This window comes from Kitasatospora albolonga, from assembly GCF_039535905.1.
In the GTDB taxonomy this organism is placed as follows: domain Bacteria; phylum Actinomycetota; class Actinomycetes; order Streptomycetales; family Streptomycetaceae; genus Kitasatospora; species Kitasatospora albolonga.
The window spans coordinates 87310-103692 of the sequence record NZ_BAAAYB010000151.1 but is presented as its reverse complement, the minus strand read 5'-3'; the positions used below and the strand labels follow the sequence as shown (position 1 = coordinate 103692).

Below are 16383 nucleotides of genomic sequence, written 5' to 3'. Positions count from 1 at the left end.
ACCTCAGCGCCTCAGTTCAGCAGGGGCCGAGGTCGGTCCACACGCCCCACTGACCGGTGGTCGAGGGGTCCTCGTTGGTCGTCCACCACTTGTTCTGGTAGTTGCGACCCTTCCAGGACACCTTGGTGGTGGTGGCGTACACGGCGCCGGCGCTCCAGCTCGGCGCGGTGCAGGTGCCGCCGGTCTGGCTGGCCGAGGGGCTGGCCGAGGCCGACGGGGAGGCCGAGGCGCTCGGGCTGGCCGAGGCCGACGCGCTCGGGGAGGCCGAGGCGGACGGCGAGGCCGAGGTGCTCGGCGAGGGCGAGGTGGTCGCGCCGCCGCTGCCGCGGGTCAGGTCCACGGCCAGGCCGTAGAGGGTGCCGCCGACGTTCACGGTCCAGTTGCCGGGGGTCGAGACCGGCAGGTAGTAGGTGAAGTCCATGGTGAGCGAGGCACCCGGGGCCAGCGACTGCCAGGACGGCAGCTTGACCGAGGCCCGGTTGTAGATGCCCTTCAGGCCGCCGACGTTGTTGCCGGTGTGGTCCTGACGGATCGTGGTGAGGCCGAAGCCCGAGGAGTCCTTGGCGTTGCCCGGGGCCGAGCTCGAGTAGTCGAACTGGAACTCGGTACCGCCCGGCAGGGTCACCGTGGAGTTGTTGGTGATCTGCAGCTTCGGGCTGATCGGGTAGTTCGAGTCGCCCAGCGCGAAGTTGTTGAACTGGATGTCGATCGGCAGGGTCTGCTTCGGCAGCGCGATGGTGGAGCGGGTCGCGCCGTAGCCGGAGGCGGCCTTGAACTTGTCGTACATCAGCGAGGTCAGGGTCGAGCCCGGGACGTACTGGTTCTTCGCGGCGTCCCACTTGTAGTCGCCCGCGAGCTCCCAGATCATCGCGCCGCCGATGCCGTTGTTCACGACGTAGTCGGCCTTGGCGCCGACCGACTGCTCGTCCTCGGTGGAGAGGAAGACCTTCTTCTGCGCGTTCCACAGCCACGGCGCGACCAGGGTCGAGTCGTAGTTGCGGGTGTAGGTGCCCTGGAGCGCGGTGTCGGTCAGGCCGTACTTGGAGAGGTAGTCGGGCAGGATGCCCTTCTCCAGGTTCTTGGCGTGCCACATCGGGTTGGAGCCCGCCGGGGACTCGACCCCGTTGGTGTCCTTGTCGTTCCAGAGGTTGTCGATGCCGACCGCGCCGTCACCACAGGTGGTCAGGCCGGAGCCCGCCGGGCAGGTGTTGGTCGAGGCGGTGCCCCAGAGGCCGTTGGTGCCGCCGGTGACGTTCTTGAAGCCGCGGGTGTAGTACGGGAGGCCGACGTTGATCCGGCCGGCCGTCATCGCACCGCGGAAGTAGTGGTACGCCCAGTCGGTGTTGAGGTAGCCGATGCCGCCGTACTGCGAGGTGCCGTACACGTTGGCGGCGGCCAGCTCGGCGTCCTTGCCGTCGTCGAACAGCGAGGCGTTCGGGCCGACGTACTTGTTCCAGGCGCCGTGCAGGTCGTACGACATGATGTTGACGTAGTCCAGGTACTTCGCCATCTGGTACGTCTCCATGCCGCGGAGCAGGTACCCGGAGGACGGAGCGGCGACGGTCAGCATGTAGTGCTTGCCGTCGGCGGCGCCGGCCCGGTCCAGCTTCTCGCGCATGGTCTTCAGCAGGGCGTCGAAGGCCTTGACCAGCGAGCCGCGCTTGGCGTTCGCGGTGGTCCAGTCGAGCGGGTTGCCCGCGTCCTTCATCGAGGTGGCGTACTCGTAGTCGATGTCGACGCCGTTGAAGCCGTACTTCTTGATGAAGTCGACCGAGGAGTCCGCGAAGGTGTTGATGCCGGCCTGGTTGACCGAGCCGTCCGCGTTGACCGTGGTCGAGTAGAAGCCGCCCGAGTTGACGCGCTTGCCGTCGGCACCGAAGTAGCCGCCGGTCTCGGCCCAACCACCCACCGAGATCAGGGTCTTGACGTTCGGGTACTGCTTCTTGTACTTGGTCAGCAGGTTGAAGTGACCCTTGTACGGAAGCGTCGGGTCCATCTCCGCGCCGGCCACGCCGGGGAAGGTGATGCCGGTCGCCTCGTTGGTCGGGGTGTCGTCACCGACCGAGAGCTTGTTGCTGCCGTCGATGTGGCCGAAGGCGTAGTTGATGTGGGTGACCTTGTCCCACGGGACGTTGTTCACCAGGTAGGCGGGCGTGCCGTCCTTGCCGGTGCGCCAGCCGGTGAAGTAGCCGATGATGCGGCGCTGGTGGTCCGCGCCCATCTTCTCGCGGCCCTCGGTGTCGTAGACGCTGCAGTACGGGACGTCCACGCCGGGCGTGGTGTACATCCCGTCGGGGCGACAGGACTGGTTGTCGACGGCGGCGGCGGCCTGCGAGGGCGCGGTGCCGAGCGTGGCGACGAGCAGACCGGCCATGGCGGCGGCGGCAGAGGTGGCGAAGGCCACGCGCTTGCCGGACGTCCGACGGCCCGCAGCGGTGGGACGCTGCTCCGTCGTGGATCGGATCAACACTCGTTCCTCCAGGGGGAGAGTGCCGGCGCGCGCTGTGGGAACGCACGCTGTGGGGGAATTGCCGAGAAGCTATGTGGTCTGAACCACACAGGTCAATAGGTCTGTACCAATCGACGAAGAACCGAGACCTGAACCGTCAGGTGATCCTCATCACCCGTTCATCTTCCGTATGCGCGCGGCCCCTTGGCCCCAGTGGTGCTTCGCATCCGGTGGCGTTCCGGGCCCGCCGCGCCACCGCTGCGGCATCGAGACGATCACGGTGACCCGGCCGGGCCCCGGGGTGCCGCCGTGGCCGGATCCGGCAGCGCCGACGGGCCGCCCCGGCGCACGCCCGGCGGGTACCGGCCGTAAGGCGGGTGCCGGGCGGCCGACCGGCCAAGTAGCATGGCGGCGAAGCACCCTGCGGCCTTGGCGGAACGGCAGACGCGCTGGCTTTAGGTGCCCGTGAGGGAGACCTCGTGAGGGTTCGAATCCCTCAGGCCGCACAACGGGGAAGGCCCCCGCCTCCGAACCACTCGGAGGCGGGGGCCTTCTCACGTCGCGTCAGAGGGCGGCGCGGGCCTGACGGCGCTTCAGCCGAGCAGCTCCCGGACCACCGGCGCGAGCCCGCGGAAGGCCTGGCCCCGGTGGCTGATGGCGTTCTTCTCGTCCGGGGTGAGCTCGGCGCAGGTCCGGGTCTCGCCCAGCGGCTGGAGCACCGGGTCGTAGCCGAAGCCGCCGCTGCCGGCCGGCTCGGTGCGCAGCGTGCCGAGCAGCCGGCCCTCCACCACCCGCTCGGTGCCGTCCGGCAGGGCCAGCGCCGCCGCGCAGGCGAAGTGCGCGCCGCGGTGCGGCTCGGCGATGTCGGAGAGCTGGGCCAGCAGCAGGTCGAGGTTGGCCCGGTCGTCGCCGTGCTTCCCGGCCCAGCGGGCCGAGAAGATCCCGGGCGCGCCGTTCAGCACGTCCACGCAGAGCCCGGAGTCGTCGGCGACGGCGGGCAGGCCGGTGGCGCGCGCCAGCGCGTGCGCCTTCAGCAGGGCGTTCTCCGCGAAGGTCACGCCGGTCTCCCGGACGTCCGGGACCTCCGGGTAGGCGTCGGCCCCGACCAGCTCCACGTCGAGGCCGGCCGCACCGAGGATGTCGCGCAGCTCGGTCACCTTGTGCCGGTTCCGGGTGGCGAGGACGAGTCGTCGGGTAGTCATGCGGCCAGCCTAGGGTCTGGGAGGGACCCCGGGGCCCGCCGACCCGTCCTCGACGGAGCGTCAGCCGGTGCAGACCTTGGTGAGGTTGGCGGCGGCGTCGCCGAGCGGCTTGAGGTCGGGGACCTGCTTGCCGTTCGCCGCCTGCTGGAGCTTCTCGACCTGGGTCTGGAGGTCGGTGACCGCCTTGGCCACGTCGGTGTCGCTGGAGTTGCGGCCCAGCTGGTCCAGGTCCGTCTTGAGCTTCTGCAGCGCCTGGCCGGCCGCCTGCGGGTCGTTCTGGGCGTTCCCGAAGGCGCTGCTCACGTTGGCGATGTCGGTGCTGACGGTCACCGCGGTGTTGCCGCAGTCCAGCGCCTTCTGCGCGGCCGAGCAGCCCACCGCGAGCGGCAGCAGCAGGGCGAGCGCGGCGACGGACAGGACGGTGGAGCGGTGGGTGCTGAACGGCATCGGGTCCTCCGGTCGGGTGGGCGGGCACCGGGGAGGACGAGTGACGGCCCTCCCCGGTTCCCGGACCGGTCCGCTCCGCGGGTCCCGACGCACGGTCAGGCCTGGAGCGACTCCAGCGCCTTCTTCTGGACCTCGTCCAGCTCGGCGCAGCCCAGGGTGCCCAGGTCGAGCAGCTGGTCCAGCAGCGCGCGGTCGAAGGGCGCGCCCTCGGCGGTGCCCTGGACCTCGACGAAGCGGCCGTCGGAGGTGCAGACGATGTTCATGTCGGTCTCGGCCCGGACGTCCTCCTCGTAGCGGAGGTCGAGCATCGGGACGCCGTCGATGATGCCGACGCTGACGGCGCTGACGCCGCCGGTGATCGGCTGGCCCTTGGCGCGCAGCAGCTTCTTCTCGCGGGCCCAGGAGACGGCGTCCACCAGGGCGACGTAGGCCCCGGTGATGGCGGCGGTGCGGGTGCCGCCGTCGGCCTGGAGCACGTCGCAGTCGAGCACGATGGTGTTCTCGGCCAGCGCGCGGTGGTCGATCACGGCGCGCAGCGAACGGCCGATCAGCCGGCTGATCTCGTGGGTGCGGCCGCCGATCTTGCCGCGGACCGACTCGCGGTCGCCGCGGGTGTTGGTGGCCCGGGGCAGCATGGCGTACTCGGCGGTGACCCAGCCCTCGCCGCTGCCCTTGCGCCAGCGCGGCACGCCCTCGGTGACGCTGGCGGTGCAGAGCACCTTGGTGTCCCCGTAGGAGACCAGGACGGAGCCTTCGGCGTGCTTGCTCCATCCGCGTTCGATGGTGACCGGGCGGAGCTGATCGGGCGTGCGGCCGTCGATGCGAGACATGGTCCCGAGCCTATCCGCTGCGGGCGCCCCACCCGGAAACGCTGAGGCCCGTCGACCCCCTGACGGGGTGACGGGCCGGAGCGGTGATCGGAGACCTGAGGGGGTCTCAGCTCACATCATGTCCTCGATGTCGGCGGCGATCGGGTCGGCGTCGGTGCCGATGACGACCTGGATCGCGGTGCCCATCTTGACGACGCCGTGGGCGCCGGCTGCCTTCAGCGCGGCCTCGTCGACCAGGGAGGAGTCCTTGACCTCGGTGCGGAGGCGGGTGATGCAGCCCTCGACCTCTTCGATGTTGTCGATCCCGCCGAGACCGGCGACGATCTTCTCAGCCTTGCTGGCCATGTCCTTCTCCCTCTGTCTCGGCCCCCGGCGGCTGTGCCCGGAGCCGTACCGCTCGGTGCTGGTGGCAGTGGCCGGAAAGTGACGCGGGCTCAGATGCCGCGCCCATGACGGCACCCGGACAGCATCGCCCGATTCCGACCGACTTGTCACGTTAGTCCACTTTTGGCCGAGCACGACGCGCGCGCCGCCGATGATCACCCGAGGATGACGATCAGTGGGAACTCGGACCCGTCGGACCCGCAGTGCCAGAAGTGGTCTACACCAATATTAGGTGCACTTCGGACAACGCGCCGACGCCCTCCGGTGTTCCTGCCCGGACCGGTTCGGCACTCGGAGGACGATGATGAGTTCGGCAGGCGCGGCAGTTCCGCAGAGACAGTGGTGGCACGGCCTGTACGGCGGCCTCCAGAAGATGGGCCGCAGCCTCCAGCTCCCGGTGGCCGTGCTCCCCGCCGCCGGCCTGCTCAACCGGATCGGCCAGCCCGACGTGTTCGGCGCCGACGGCCTCGGCTGGGACAACGTGGCCAAGGTCTTCGCGTCCGCCGGCGGCGCGCTGCTCAGCTCCACCCTCGGCCTGCCGCTGCTGTTCTGCATCGGCGTGGCGATCGGCATGGCGAAGAAGGCCGACGGTTCCACCGCGCTGGCCGCGGTGGTCGGCTTCCTGGTCTACTTCAACGTCCTCGCCGCCTTCCCCGAGGACTGCACCGGCGCGGCCAAGCTGGTCGGCAACCAGTGCGTGGACTACGCCGCCCAGAAGTCGTCCAACGCGGTCTACCAGAACCCCGGCGTGCTGGGCGGCATCGCGATCGGGCTGATGTCGGCCTGGCTCTGGGTCCGCTACCACCGGGTCAAGCTGGTCGACTGGCTCGGCTTCTTCAACGGCCGCCGCCTGGTCCCGATGATCACCGCCGTGATGGCCTGGCCTTCGCCTGCCTCTGCCTCTGGGTCTGGCCGCCGATCGGCGACGCGCTCAACTCCTTCTCCGAGTGGCTCTCGACCTGGACGCGGTGGGCTCCGGCATCTTCGGCCTCGCCAACCGCGCCCTGCTGCTGATCGGCATGCACCAGCTGCTGAACACCTTCCTCTGGTTCCAGTTCGGCTCCTTCACCAAGCCGGACGGCACCGTGGTGAACGGCGACATCAACCGCTTCCTGGCGGGCGACCCGACGGCCGGTCAGTTCACCTCCGGCTTCTTCCGATCATGATGTTCGCCCTCCCGGCAGCCGCCCTGGCCATCGCGCACTGCGCCAAGCCGCACCGCCGCAAGGAGATCACCGGCCTGATGCTCTCGGTCGGCCTGACCTCCTTCGTCACCGGCGTCACCGAGCCGCTGGAGTACTCCTTCGCCTACATCGCCCGCGGCGCTGTACGCGCTGCACGCGATCCTCACCGGCGTCTCGATGGCGGTCACCTGGGGCCTCGGCGTGCACGACGGCTTCTCCTTCTCGGCCGGCCTGATCGACTACGTCATCAACTGGAGCCTGGCCACCAAGCCCTGGATGATCATCCCGATCGGGCTCTGCTTCGCGGTGGTCTACTACGTGGTCTTCCGCTTCGTCATCATCAAGTTCGACCTCAAGACCCCCGGGCGCGAGGACGAGGACGAGGTCGAGGACGTCACCAAGGCCTGACCCTCCGTCAATCCGCCCGAAAGGCCCTCGGACCCACCGGTCCGGGGGCCTTTCGGCATGCCGGAGAAGGGACCAAGTGCCCTGGCGGAATTCACGCCGGAATTGGCAAAACCAGAAGTGTCGCAGTTATTTCCTCCGGACTTAAACGGCGTGTTAGAAAAGTTTTCGCACCCCACTGGTGTAGACCAATCGGCCGATCACCGATCGGTGCGCAACGCCGCCCACCGCCCGAAGGACAGCCCATGAGCACGACCGCCGCCGCACCGGCGAAGAGGCCCGGAGCCGGCCTCCTGCAAGGTCTCCAGAAGATCGGACGCAGCCTCCAGCTCCCGGTCGCCGTACTGCCGGCCGCCGGCATCCTGCTCCGCCTCGGCCAGGACGACGTCTTCGGCAAGGACGGCCTCGGCTGGGGCAAGGTGGCCACGGTCTTCGCGACCGCGGGCGACGCCGTCTTCGCCAACCTGCCGCTGCTGTTCTGCGTCGGCGTGGCGATCGGCTACGCCAAGAAGGCGGACGGCTCCACCGCACTCGCCGCCCTGGTCGGCTACCTGGTGTTCCACAACGTCCTGACGGCCTTTCCGATGGCCGGCACCGTCACCGAGGCACTGCCCAAGGGGTCACCACAGAACCCCGGGGTGTTCGGCGGCATCGTGATCGGCCTGCTGAGCGCGATCCTGTGGCAGAAGTACCACCGCACCAAGCTGGTCGACTGGCTCGGCTTCTTCAACGGCCGCCGACTGGTCCCGATCATCATGGCCTTCGTCGGCACCCTGGTCGGCGTGGTGGTCGGCCTGGCCTGGGGCCCGATCGGCACCGGCCTGACCAACGCGAGCGACTGGCTGGTCGGCCTCGGCTCGGCGGGCGCCGGAATCTACGGCGTGGCCAACCGGATGCTGATCCCGATCGGCATGCACCAGTTCCTCAACACCTTCTTCCAGCAGCAGGTGGGCAGCTTCACCGACGCCTCCGGCCACACCTGGGTCGGCGACATCCCGCGCTTCTTCCACGGTGACCCGACGGCGGGTCAGTTCATGTCCGGCTTCTTCCCGATCATGATGTTCGGCCTCCCGGCCGCCGCCATCGCCATCGCGCACTGCGCCCGTCCGGAACGCCGCAAGGCCGTGATGGGGATGATGGTCTCGGTCGCGCTGACCAGCTTCATCACCGGCGTCACCGAGCCGATCGAGTTCTCCTTCATGTTCATCGCCCCGGTGCTGTACGTGATCCACGCACTGCTCACCGGCCTCTCGATGGCGCTCACCTGGGCACTCGGGGTGCACGACGGCTTCAGCTTCTCGGCCGGCCTGATCGACTACGCGCTGAACTGGAACCTCGCCACCAAGCCCTGGATGATCATCCCGATCGGACTCTGCTTCGCGGCGCTCTACTACGGCTCTTCCGCTTCGCGATCACCAAGTTCAACCTCACCACCCCGGGCCGCGAGCCCGAGGACGAGATCGAGGACATCACCAAGGACTGACACCCCCTCAGCCCGCGGCCCGCTCCCGGTGGAACCCCCACCCGGAGCGGGCCTTTTTGTTGCGCAACTCGCCAAAATCGCGATTACGGCGGGTAACCATGATCACCAATCCAAAAGAAGGTTTCGATTTCATAGCGCTTCCCACCTGCGCGGCACCCGGGGGTACCGAGGCTCCTCCGCCCGTGCTAGAAAACTGGTCTACACCACTAGTGGTGTAGACCAGTTCGCGGTTCGGCCCCCGATGCACCGCCCCCGACCGACCCGCCCTGACGTTGAGGAACCACCCCCATGACCACGACAGCAACGGCGCCGTCCCCGGCCAAGAAGGCCGGGCAGAGCCTGCTCCAGGGCCTGCAGAAGATCGGCCGCAGCCTCCAGCTCCCGATCGCCGTCCTCCCGGCCGCGGGTCTGCTGCTCCGCCTCGGCCAGGACGACGTGTTCGGCAAGGACGGCCTCGGCTGGGGCAAGGTCGCCGCCGTCTTCCTGACCGCCGGTGACGCCGTCTTCGCCAACCTGCCGCTGCTCTTCGCGGTGGGCATCGCGATCGGCTTCGCGAAGAAGGCCGACGGCTCCACCGCGCTCGCCGCGCTGGTCGGCTTCCTGGTCTACAAGAACGTGCTCACCGCGTTCCCGATCACCGAGGGCCACATCGCCGACGGCAAGTGGGTCGCCCCCACCTACCAGAACCCGGGCGTGCTCGGCGGCATCGTGATCGGCCTGCTGAGCGCGATCCTGTGGCAGAAGTACCACCGCACCAAGCTGGTCGACTGGCTCGGCTTCTTCAACGGCCGCCGCCTGGTCCCGATCATCATGGCCTTCGTCGGCACCGCCGTCGGCGTGTTCTTCGCGCTCTGCTGGGGCCCGATCGGCGACGCGATCGCCAGCCTGAACGACACCCTGATCGGTGCGGGCGCGCTCGGCGCCGGCGCCTTCGGTCTGATCAACCGCGGTCTGCTGCCGGTCGGCATGCACCAGTTCGTCAACTCGTACGCCTGGTTCCAGACCGGTGACTACACCAAGGCCGACGGCACCGTCGTGCACGGTGACATCACCCGCTTCTTCGCCGGCGACCCGACGGCCGGTCAGTTCACCTCCGGCTTCTTCCCCATCATGATGTTCGCGCTGCCCGCCGCCGCGCTGGCCATCGCGCACGCCGCCAAGCCCGAGCGCCGCGCCGCCGTGATGGGCATGATGATGTCGCTCGCGCTGACCTCCTTCGTCACCGGTGTGACCGAGCCGATCGAGTTCGCCTTCGTCTTCATCGCCCCCGCGCTGTACGTGATCCACGCGGTGCTGACCGCCGTCTCGATGGCCGTCACCTGGGCGCTCGGCGTGAAGGTCGGCTTCACCTTCTCCGCCGGTCTGATCGACTTCGGCCTGGCCTACTCCAAGGCCAGCTCGCCGCTGCTGATCATCCCGATCGGCCTGGTCTTCGCGGCCCTCTACTACGTCCTGTTCCGCTGGGCGATCGTGAAGTTCGACCTCAAGACCCCCGGTCGCGAGGACGACGCCGAGATCGAGGACATCACCAAGGCCTGATCCGGCCCCCGCTCCACCCCACCGACCCCGACCGGCAACTGCCGGTCGGGGTCGGTGCGTTGTGGACGGAGGTTGACGGGCCGCCAGGACCGCTGGTCCACTGGGGGCATGCGCGCCTCGTGCTTCCTGGTGACCCGCGACCACATCGACTTCGGTCGCGTGTGGTCGGCGGCGTGTCGTCGCTGCGGTTGATCCCAGCCCAGACACGACACCACCTCCGGAAGGCCGAGGCCCCGCCGTGCCCCACTCCCTGCTGCTCTCCTCCGGTCTGGACGGCCCCGGGCCGCTGACCGCCGCGCACTACACCGAACTCGCCCTGCTCGCCGAGCGCGGCGGGCTGGACTTCGTCACCCTGGACGACTCGCTCGCCCCCGGCTCCAACCTGCTGGACGCCCTCGCGGTGTTCGCCCGGGTCGCCCCCGCCACCTCGCGGATCGGGCTCGTCCCGACCGTCACCACCACCCACACCGAGCCCTTCCACACCTCGCTCGCGGTGAACACCCTGGACTGGGTGAGCGAGGGCCGGGCCGGCTGGCTGGTCGACGTCTCGGCCACCGAGGAGGAGGCCAGGGCCTTCGGCCGCCGGGCGGTGCTGCCCGTCGAGGAGCTCTGGCAGGAGGCCGCCGACGCCGTCGAGGTGGCCGCCCGGCTCTGGGACAGCTGGGAGGACGACGCGGAGATCCGCGACCTGGCCACCGGCCGCTTCGTCGACCGGGAGAAGCTGCACTACGCGGACTTCGAGGGCCGGTGGTTCTCGGTCAAGGGCCCCTCGATCACCCCGCGCCCGCCGCAGGGCCGTCCGGTGGTGGCGGTCCGGCTCGACCACCAGGAGACCGGCGCCCGACGGGAGTTGGCGCTCCACCAGGCCGACCTGGTGCTGCTGGACGCGCCCTCCCCGCAGACCGCCGCCACCGCCCGGGCCGCGCTGCGCACCGCCGCCGGGCGCGACCTGCTGGTGCTGGCCCGGGTCTCCCCCGGCGTCCGCCCGGCCGACTGGGCCGGCGCGGTGGACGGCCTCCACCTGGTGCCGCGTCATCTGCCCGCCGACCTGCGGGAGTTCATCGACGCCACGGCGGCCGGCAGCGGCCGCCGCGGGACCCTGCGGGACCGGCTCGGCCTGGCCCGTCCGGTCTCCCGTTACGCCGCCACCGCGGGGGTGGCCCGATGAGTGCGCGCCAGAAGAAGCAGGTGCACCTCGCCGCGCACTTCCCCGGCGTCAACAACACCACCGTCTGGGCCGATCCGGCCTCCCGGAGCCAGATCGAGTTCAGCTCCTTCCGCGAGCTGGCCCGCACCGCCGAGCGCGGCCTGTTCGACTTCTTCTTCCTCGCCGAGGGCCTGCGGCTGCGCGAGGTGAACGGCCGCATCCACGACCTGGACGTGCTCGGCCGCCCCGAGTCGATCACCGTGCTGAACGCGCTGGCCGCCGTCACCACCCACCTCGGTCTGGCCGCCACGGTCAGCGCCACCTTCAACGAGCCGTACGAACTCGCCCGCCGGCTGGCCTCCCTGGACTTCCTCTCGGACGGCCGGGCGGCCTGGAACGTGGTCACCTCCAACGACGCCTTCACCGGCGCGAACTTCCGCCGGGGCGGCTACCTGGACCACTCCGACCGGTACCGCCGGGCCGAGGAGTTCGTCCAGCTGGCCTCGGAGTTCTGGGCCTCGGACGGCAGGGTGGTGCTCCACTCCAGGCCGCAGTTCACCGTCGAGGGCGCAGGGCCGCTGCCGCCCTCGCCGCAGGGACGGCCGGTGATCATCCAGGCCGGGGACTCGGACGAGGGGCGGGAGTTCGCCGCCGCCCACGCCGACGTGGTGTTCAGCCGGCACTCCACCCCGGAGGCCGGCCGGGCCTTCCACGCCGACGTGAAGCGGCGGCTGGCGGCGTACGGGAGGCGGCCGGAGCAGCTGAAGATCATGCCGGGGGTGACCTTCGTGCTCGGCTCCACCGAGGCGGAGGCCGCCGAGCGCTCGGCGCTGATCCGCCGTCAGCAGGTCGGCCCGCGCACCGCGCTGGCCCACCTGGAGCAGATCTGGGGCCTCGACCTCTCCGACCACGATCCGGACGGCCCGCTCCCGGCCGCCGACCCGGTGGTCGGCTCCGCCCTGGTCCAGGGCCGCACCCGGCTCGGCGACCCCCTCGAACTCGCGGCCCGTTACCGGAAGCTGGCCACCGAGAAGGGGCTCAGCTCGCGCGAGGTGGTGATCGAGCTGAGCGGCCGCCACTCCTTCGTCGGCACGCCCGAGTCGGTGGCCGCCGCCCTGGACGAGCACGTCCAGCGCGACGCGGCGGACGGCTTCATCCTGATCCCGCACCTGACGCCGGGCGGGCTGGACGACTTCGTCGAGCACGTGGTGCCGCTGCTCCAGCGGCGCGGCGTGCACCGCACCGAGTATCCGGTGGGGACGCTGCGGGAGCGGCTGACCGGCAGCCCCTGACCCCCGCCGGGCGCCCGGCGCCGTCAGAGCTGGTAGACGGCGCCGGGGCGGGCCACCTCGACCGGTCCGGCGAAGGCGGCCTGGGCGTCCCGGCGGTTGACCTCGGGGTCGGTCCACGGCGGGATGTGGGTGAGCACCAGCCGGCCGACCCCGGCGGCGGCCGCGTGCTGCCCGGCCTCGCGGCCGTTCAGGTGGACCGCCGCGAAGGTCTCCTTGCCGTCCGTGTAGGCCGCCTCGCAGAGGAACAGCTCGGTGCCCCGGGCGAGTTCGACCAGCTCCGGGCACTCGCCGGTGTCCCCGGAGTAGACCAGGCTGCGGCCCTCGTGCTCGATCCGGAAGGCGAAGGCCTCCACCGGGTGGTTCACCCGGGCCACCGTGATCCGCAGCGGGCCGAGCTCGAAGCTGCCCTCGGCGAGCGTGTGGAAGTCGAACACCTCGGTCATGCCCGGCTGTTCGGGCATGTCGTAGGCGCGCGCCAGCCGCTCGGCGGTGCCGGTCGGGCCGTACACCGGCACCGGGTCCGGGCAGCCCTCCATGCGGTAGTTGCGGGCCACCCAGTAGGCGCAGAGGTCGATGCAGTGATCGGCGTGCAGGTGGCTGAGCAGGATGGCGTCGATCTCGTAGAGCCCGGCGTACTTCTGCAGCGCGCCGAGCGCGCCGTTGCCGAGGTCCAGCAGGACCCGGTAGCCGTCGGCCTCGACCAGGTAACTGGAGCAGGGGGACTCGGCCGAGGGGAAGCTCCCCGAGCACCCCACCACGGTCAGTTTCATGCCGAGCCCCTCCACCCCGTCTGGTCATGGTCCGAGCCCCGGACGCCCACCGACTGGCGGTGGCCGGGCTGCCTGACGAGAGTAAGGGCCGGACGTCACTTTGCCCCCGTCCCCGTGCCGTGCTGTGGCTGATGTCACCAGAACGGGCCGCCGACGGCGGACGGGGCGTCACCGGTTCCCCGGGCGGTTGCGGGCCCAGGCCCGGATGGTCTCCGCGAACCAGCGCGGGTGGCCGCTGCCGTCCACCACGTCCGGGTCGGGCAGCAGGCCGTGGCGGCGGTAGTTGCGGACCGTGTCGGGCTGGACGTTGATGTGCCGGGCGATCTCCGAGTAGGACCACAACTCGCGGCTGCAAAAGGACATCTGGGCCACCTTCAGGTGCGGCTGATCTTCCGTGGTCAGCTTTTCCGGCCCAACGAGGATCTTTAGTGCGGAACGGACTCCGTGGCCGTTCCGTGACGAATCGGCAGCGCCGAACGGATAAATCCCCGACTGTCACGACGCTCCGGGCCCTCCGGGGTACGGTCTCCGGATGGACAAGGTGCTGATCACACTGCTGGTGGTGGCCGCGCTCGCGGTCGTGCTGTGGCTGCTGCGCAGGCGCGCCACCCCGGCGCCCGCACCCCGCCGCACGCCCTCCGGCCCGGTCCGCACCACCGGCCGCCCGGCACCGCAGGAGATCTGGTGGGCCGAGGTCCCGTTCGAGGACGGGCCCGGGGCCAAGGACCGCCCCTGCCTGGTGCTCGGCGTGAACCGCCGCACCGCCACGGTCGTGAAGATCACCAGCAAGCACCACGCCGGCCGCCCCGGTGTGCTCCCGCTGCCGCCCGGCTCGGTCGGCGACCGCCAGGGCCGGGCCAGCTGGCTGGAGACCGACGAGCTCCGCGAGGTGCCGGTGGCCGCCTTCCGCCGCAGGGTCGGCAAGGTCGACGGACAGACCTGGTCCCGGGTGCAGCGCGCCCTGCGCTAGAACCGCGGAAGGCGCACTCCCCCGCTGGGGAGTGCGCCTTCCGGCGGTGCGTCCGACCGGGCGTCAGGCCCAGAGCTGGCCCTGCAGGGCCTCGACCGCGGCCTCGGTGGTCTCGGCGGTGTAGATGCCGGTGGAGAGGTACTTCCAGCCGCCGTCGGCGACCACGAACACCACGTCCGCCCGCTCGCCGGCCTGGGCGGCCTTGCGGCCGACGCCGATCGCGGCGTGCAGGATGGCGCCGGTGGAGACGCCGGCGAAGATGCCCTCCTGCTGGAGCAGCTCCCGGGTGCGGCGCACCGCGTCCTCGGAGGTCACCGAGTACCGGGTGGTGAGCACCTCGGCGTCGTACAGCTCCGGGACGAAGCCCTCGTCCAGGTTGCGCAGCCCGTAGACCAGGTCGTCGTAGCGCGGCTCGGCCGCCACCACCTGGACGCCGGGGACCTTCTCGCGCAGGTACCGGCCGACGCCCATCAGGGTTCCGGTGGTGCCCAGGCCCGCCACGAAGTGGGTGACGGTCGGCAGGTCGGCGAGGATCTCCGGGCCGGTGCCGGCGTAGTGCGCACCGGCGTTGTCCGGGTTGCCGTACTGGTAGAGCATCACCCAGTCGGGGTGCTCGGCGGCGATCTCCTTGGCGATCCGGACGGCGGTGTTGGAGCCGCCGGCCGCCGGGGAGGCGATGATCTCCGCGCCCCACATCCGGAGCAGCTCGCGGCGCTCCTCGCTGGTGTTCTCCGGCATCACGCAGACCATCCGGTAGCCCTTGAGCTTGGCCGCCATGGCGAGCGAGATGCCGGTGTTGCCGCTGGTGGGCTCCAGGATGGTGCAGCCGGGGGTGAGCAGCCCCGCGGCCTCGGCCCGCTCGATCATGTGCAGGGCCGGCCGGTCCTTGATCGATCCGGTCGGGTTGCGGTCCTCCAGCTTGGCCCAGAGGGTCACCTGCCCCTCCCCGTTGCCGGGCACGGCGGCGGAGATGCGGGGCAGGCGGACCAACGGGGTGTTGCCGACGGCTTCGAGCGGGCTGTCGTACTTCATCAGATCCGGGGCCTCCGGCGATCGGGGGGTGGAGCAAGGAGCGGGGCTGGGGTGCGTGCCTCGGCGGTGCCGACGAGGGAGTCCATGCGGAGCATCGGCGACCGAGGAGAAGCCGGCGAGGTGCGTGCCCCGGGCCCGCGACGCCGCCCCCCGATCGCCGGAGGCCCCTCAGCCACCGGCCACGGCGGGGAGGATGGTGACGCTGTCGCCGTCGTTCAGGCCGGTCTCGATGCCGTCCAGGAAGCGGACGTCCTCGTCGTTCAGGTAGACGTTCACGAAGCGGCGCAGCTCGCCGTTGTCCAGCAGGCGGGCGGCGATGCCCGGGTGGCGGACGTCCAGGTCGGCGAAGAGCTCGCCGAGGCTGGCACCGGCACCCTCGACGGACTTGGCGCCGTCGGTGTAGGTGCGGAGGATGGTCGGGATGCGGACCTCGATGGCCATGACTGCGCTCCTGTGGAGGTGGGTTCGGGGTGGGCCGCAGGGGCGCGGCAGGGCGGTGCGATCCCCGTACGGGGCAAGGCGGTTGGCCGGGCTCAGCGAGCGGCGGCGGGGCCGGGACAGATCGCGCTGGCGAGCCGGCACAGGTCGACGTGCAGGCGCGCGACAAGGCGGGTGCCCTGGGCCTGGTTGCTCACATCGACGGAACGCATGGGCTCATCGTATAGATTCCCCGCCCCGCTCCGACATCCACGTCTCGCCATCCGGATGAATGTGTGTCACATCCCGGGACGCGCCGAGGGCCCGCCGCTCCACCGGGGGGTGGTGCGGCGGGCCCTTCGGCCCTGCTCAGTAGGCCTCGACGAGCTCCACGGGCTCCTCGGTGATGACCCCGTCGACGATCCGGAAGGAACGGAACTGGAACGGGTCGCCCGGCTCGGTGCCCTCGGCGGTGGAGACCAGCACGTAGTGGGCGTTCGGCTCGGAGGCGTAGCTCACGTCGGTGCGGGAGGGGTAGGCCTCGGTGGCGGTGTGGGAGTGGTAGACCACCACCGGCTCCTCGTCCCGGTCGTCCATCTCCCGGTAGAGCTTGAGCAGGTCGCCGGAGTCGAACTCGTAGAAGGTGGGCGAGCGGGCGGCGTTGAGCATCGGGACGAACCGCTCCGGGCGGTCGGTGCCGGCCGGGCCGGCGACCACGCCGCACGCCTCGTCCGGGTGGTCCGCGCGGGAGTGGGCGACGATCGCGTCGTGCAGCTCTCGGGTGATGGTCAGCATCCGGTCAGGATAGCCACGGCCCCCGCCCGCGCCCGCC

The 16383-nt window shown here is 70.7% G+C and carries 15 protein-coding genes, 1 tRNA gene and 2 pseudogenes; 7 read left to right on the top strand and 11 right to left on the bottom strand.

The features are described from left to right. Positions 1-16 precede the first annotated feature (16 nt). Complete coding sequence (locus tag ABD946_RS38770) at positions 17-2374, bottom strand: chitinase C-terminal domain-containing protein (RefSeq protein WP_345290460.1); 2358 nt, start codon at positions 2372-2374, stop codon at positions 17-19. Positions 2375-2872: 498 nt separating this feature from the next. On the opposite strand from ABD946_RS38770, the gene ABD946_RS38765 reads away from it, so the two are divergent. Then, positions 2873-2955 (top strand) — tRNA-Leu (locus ABD946_RS38765). An 87-nt stretch (positions 2956-3042) separates the two neighbouring features. On the opposite strand, the gene rdgB is transcribed toward ABD946_RS38765, so the two are convergent. The 4 genes from rdgB to ABD946_RS38745 all read right to left on the bottom strand — a co-directional run bounded on the left by rdgB (position 3043) and on the right by ABD946_RS38745 (position 5273). Then, on the bottom strand, positions 3043-3651 hold the full coding sequence (rdgB, locus tag ABD946_RS38760) for an RdgB/HAM1 family non-canonical purine NTP pyrophosphatase (RefSeq protein WP_345290438.1): 609 nt from the start codon (positions 3649-3651) through the stop codon (positions 3043-3045). A 60-nt stretch (positions 3652-3711) separates the two neighbouring features. Beyond that, positions 3712-4098: a hypothetical protein gene (locus ABD946_RS38755; protein WP_345290437.1), complete on the bottom strand. Its 387-nt coding sequence runs from the start codon at positions 4096-4098 to the stop codon at positions 3712-3714. 95 nt (positions 4099-4193) lie between these two features. Continuing rightward, entirely contained in the window at positions 4194-4928 is a 735-nt protein-coding gene (gene rph / locus ABD946_RS38750; protein WP_345290436.1) for a ribonuclease PH, read from the bottom strand. Between the two features lie 111 nt (positions 4929-5039). Further along, positions 5040-5273 (bottom strand): PTS sugar transporter subunit IIB, encoded by a 234-nt coding sequence (locus ABD946_RS38745; RefSeq protein ID WP_345290435.1) that lies wholly within the window; start codon positions 5271-5273, stop codon positions 5040-5042. 343 nt (positions 5274-5616) lie between these two features. Between ABD946_RS38745 and ABD946_RS38740 the strand changes: the two are divergent. From ABD946_RS38740 to ABD946_RS38720, 5 genes and pseudogenes are all read left to right on the top strand, one after another. Continuing rightward, positions 5617-6904 (top strand): annotated as a pseudogene (locus ABD946_RS38740) (PTS transporter subunit EIIC). A gap of 242 nt (positions 6905-7146) precedes the next feature. Next, positions 7147-8384 (top strand): annotated as a pseudogene (locus ABD946_RS38735) (PTS transporter subunit EIIC). Positions 8385-8672: 288 nt separating this feature from the next. Beyond that, positions 8673-9923, top strand: a complete 1251-nt coding sequence (locus ABD946_RS38730; RefSeq protein WP_345290434.1) for a PTS transporter subunit EIIC — start codon at positions 8673-8675, stop codon at positions 9921-9923. A 238-nt stretch (positions 9924-10161) separates the two neighbouring features. Then, positions 10162-11091, top strand: coding sequence for an LLM class flavin-dependent oxidoreductase (locus ABD946_RS38725; protein WP_345290433.1), 930 nt, complete (start codon positions 10162-10164; stop codon positions 11089-11091). Further along, positions 11088-12362: an LLM class flavin-dependent oxidoreductase gene (locus ABD946_RS38720; RefSeq protein WP_345290432.1), complete on the top strand. Its 1275-nt coding sequence runs from the start codon at positions 11088-11090 to the stop codon at positions 12360-12362. The genes ABD946_RS38725 and ABD946_RS38720 overlap by 4 nt, the downstream gene beginning before the upstream one ends. 23 nt (positions 12363-12385) lie before the next feature. On the opposite strand, the gene ABD946_RS38715 is transcribed toward ABD946_RS38720, so the two are convergent. Together ABD946_RS38715 and ABD946_RS38710 are read right to left on the bottom strand one after the other, a co-directional pair. Further along, positions 12386-13132 carry an MBL fold metallo-hydrolase gene (locus ABD946_RS38715; protein WP_345290431.1) on the bottom strand — a complete coding sequence of 249 codons (747 nt, stop codon included), beginning with the start codon at positions 13130-13132 and terminating at the stop codon, positions 12386-12388. 168 nt (positions 13133-13300) lie between these two features. Next, positions 13301-13495 (bottom strand): helix-turn-helix transcriptional regulator, encoded by a 195-nt coding sequence (locus ABD946_RS38710; protein WP_345290430.1) that lies wholly within the window; start codon positions 13493-13495, stop codon positions 13301-13303. Between the two features lie 169 nt (positions 13496-13664). Between ABD946_RS38710 and ABD946_RS38705 the strand changes: the two genes are divergently transcribed. Further along, positions 13665-14102 carry a type II toxin-antitoxin system PemK/MazF family toxin gene (locus ABD946_RS38705; RefSeq protein ID WP_345290429.1) on the top strand — a complete coding sequence of 146 codons (438 nt, stop codon included), beginning with the start codon at positions 13665-13667 and terminating at the stop codon, positions 14100-14102. A gap of 63 nt (positions 14103-14165) precedes the next feature. Here the strand turns inward: ABD946_RS38705 and ABD946_RS38700 are convergent, their stop codons facing one another. The 4 genes from ABD946_RS38700 to ABD946_RS38685 form a co-directional block, all read right to left on the bottom strand. Continuing rightward, positions 14166-15134: a PLP-dependent cysteine synthase family protein gene (locus ABD946_RS38700; protein ID WP_345290428.1), complete on the bottom strand. Its 969-nt coding sequence runs from the start codon at positions 15132-15134 to the stop codon at positions 14166-14168. Positions 15135-15302: 168 nt separating this feature from the next. After that, complete coding sequence (locus ABD946_RS38695) at positions 15303-15575, bottom strand: MoaD/ThiS family protein (protein ID WP_345290427.1); 273 nt, start codon at positions 15573-15575, stop codon at positions 15303-15305. A 92-nt stretch (positions 15576-15667) separates the two neighbouring features. Next, on the bottom strand, positions 15668-15784 hold the full coding sequence (locus ABD946_RS38690) for a putative leader peptide (protein WP_345290426.1): 117 nt from the start codon (positions 15782-15784) through the stop codon (positions 15668-15670). Between the two features lie 136 nt (positions 15785-15920). After that, positions 15921-16346, bottom strand: a complete 426-nt coding sequence (locus tag ABD946_RS38685; protein ID WP_345290425.1) for a M67 family metallopeptidase — start codon at positions 16344-16346, stop codon at positions 15921-15923. Positions 16347-16383 lie beyond the last annotated feature (37 nt).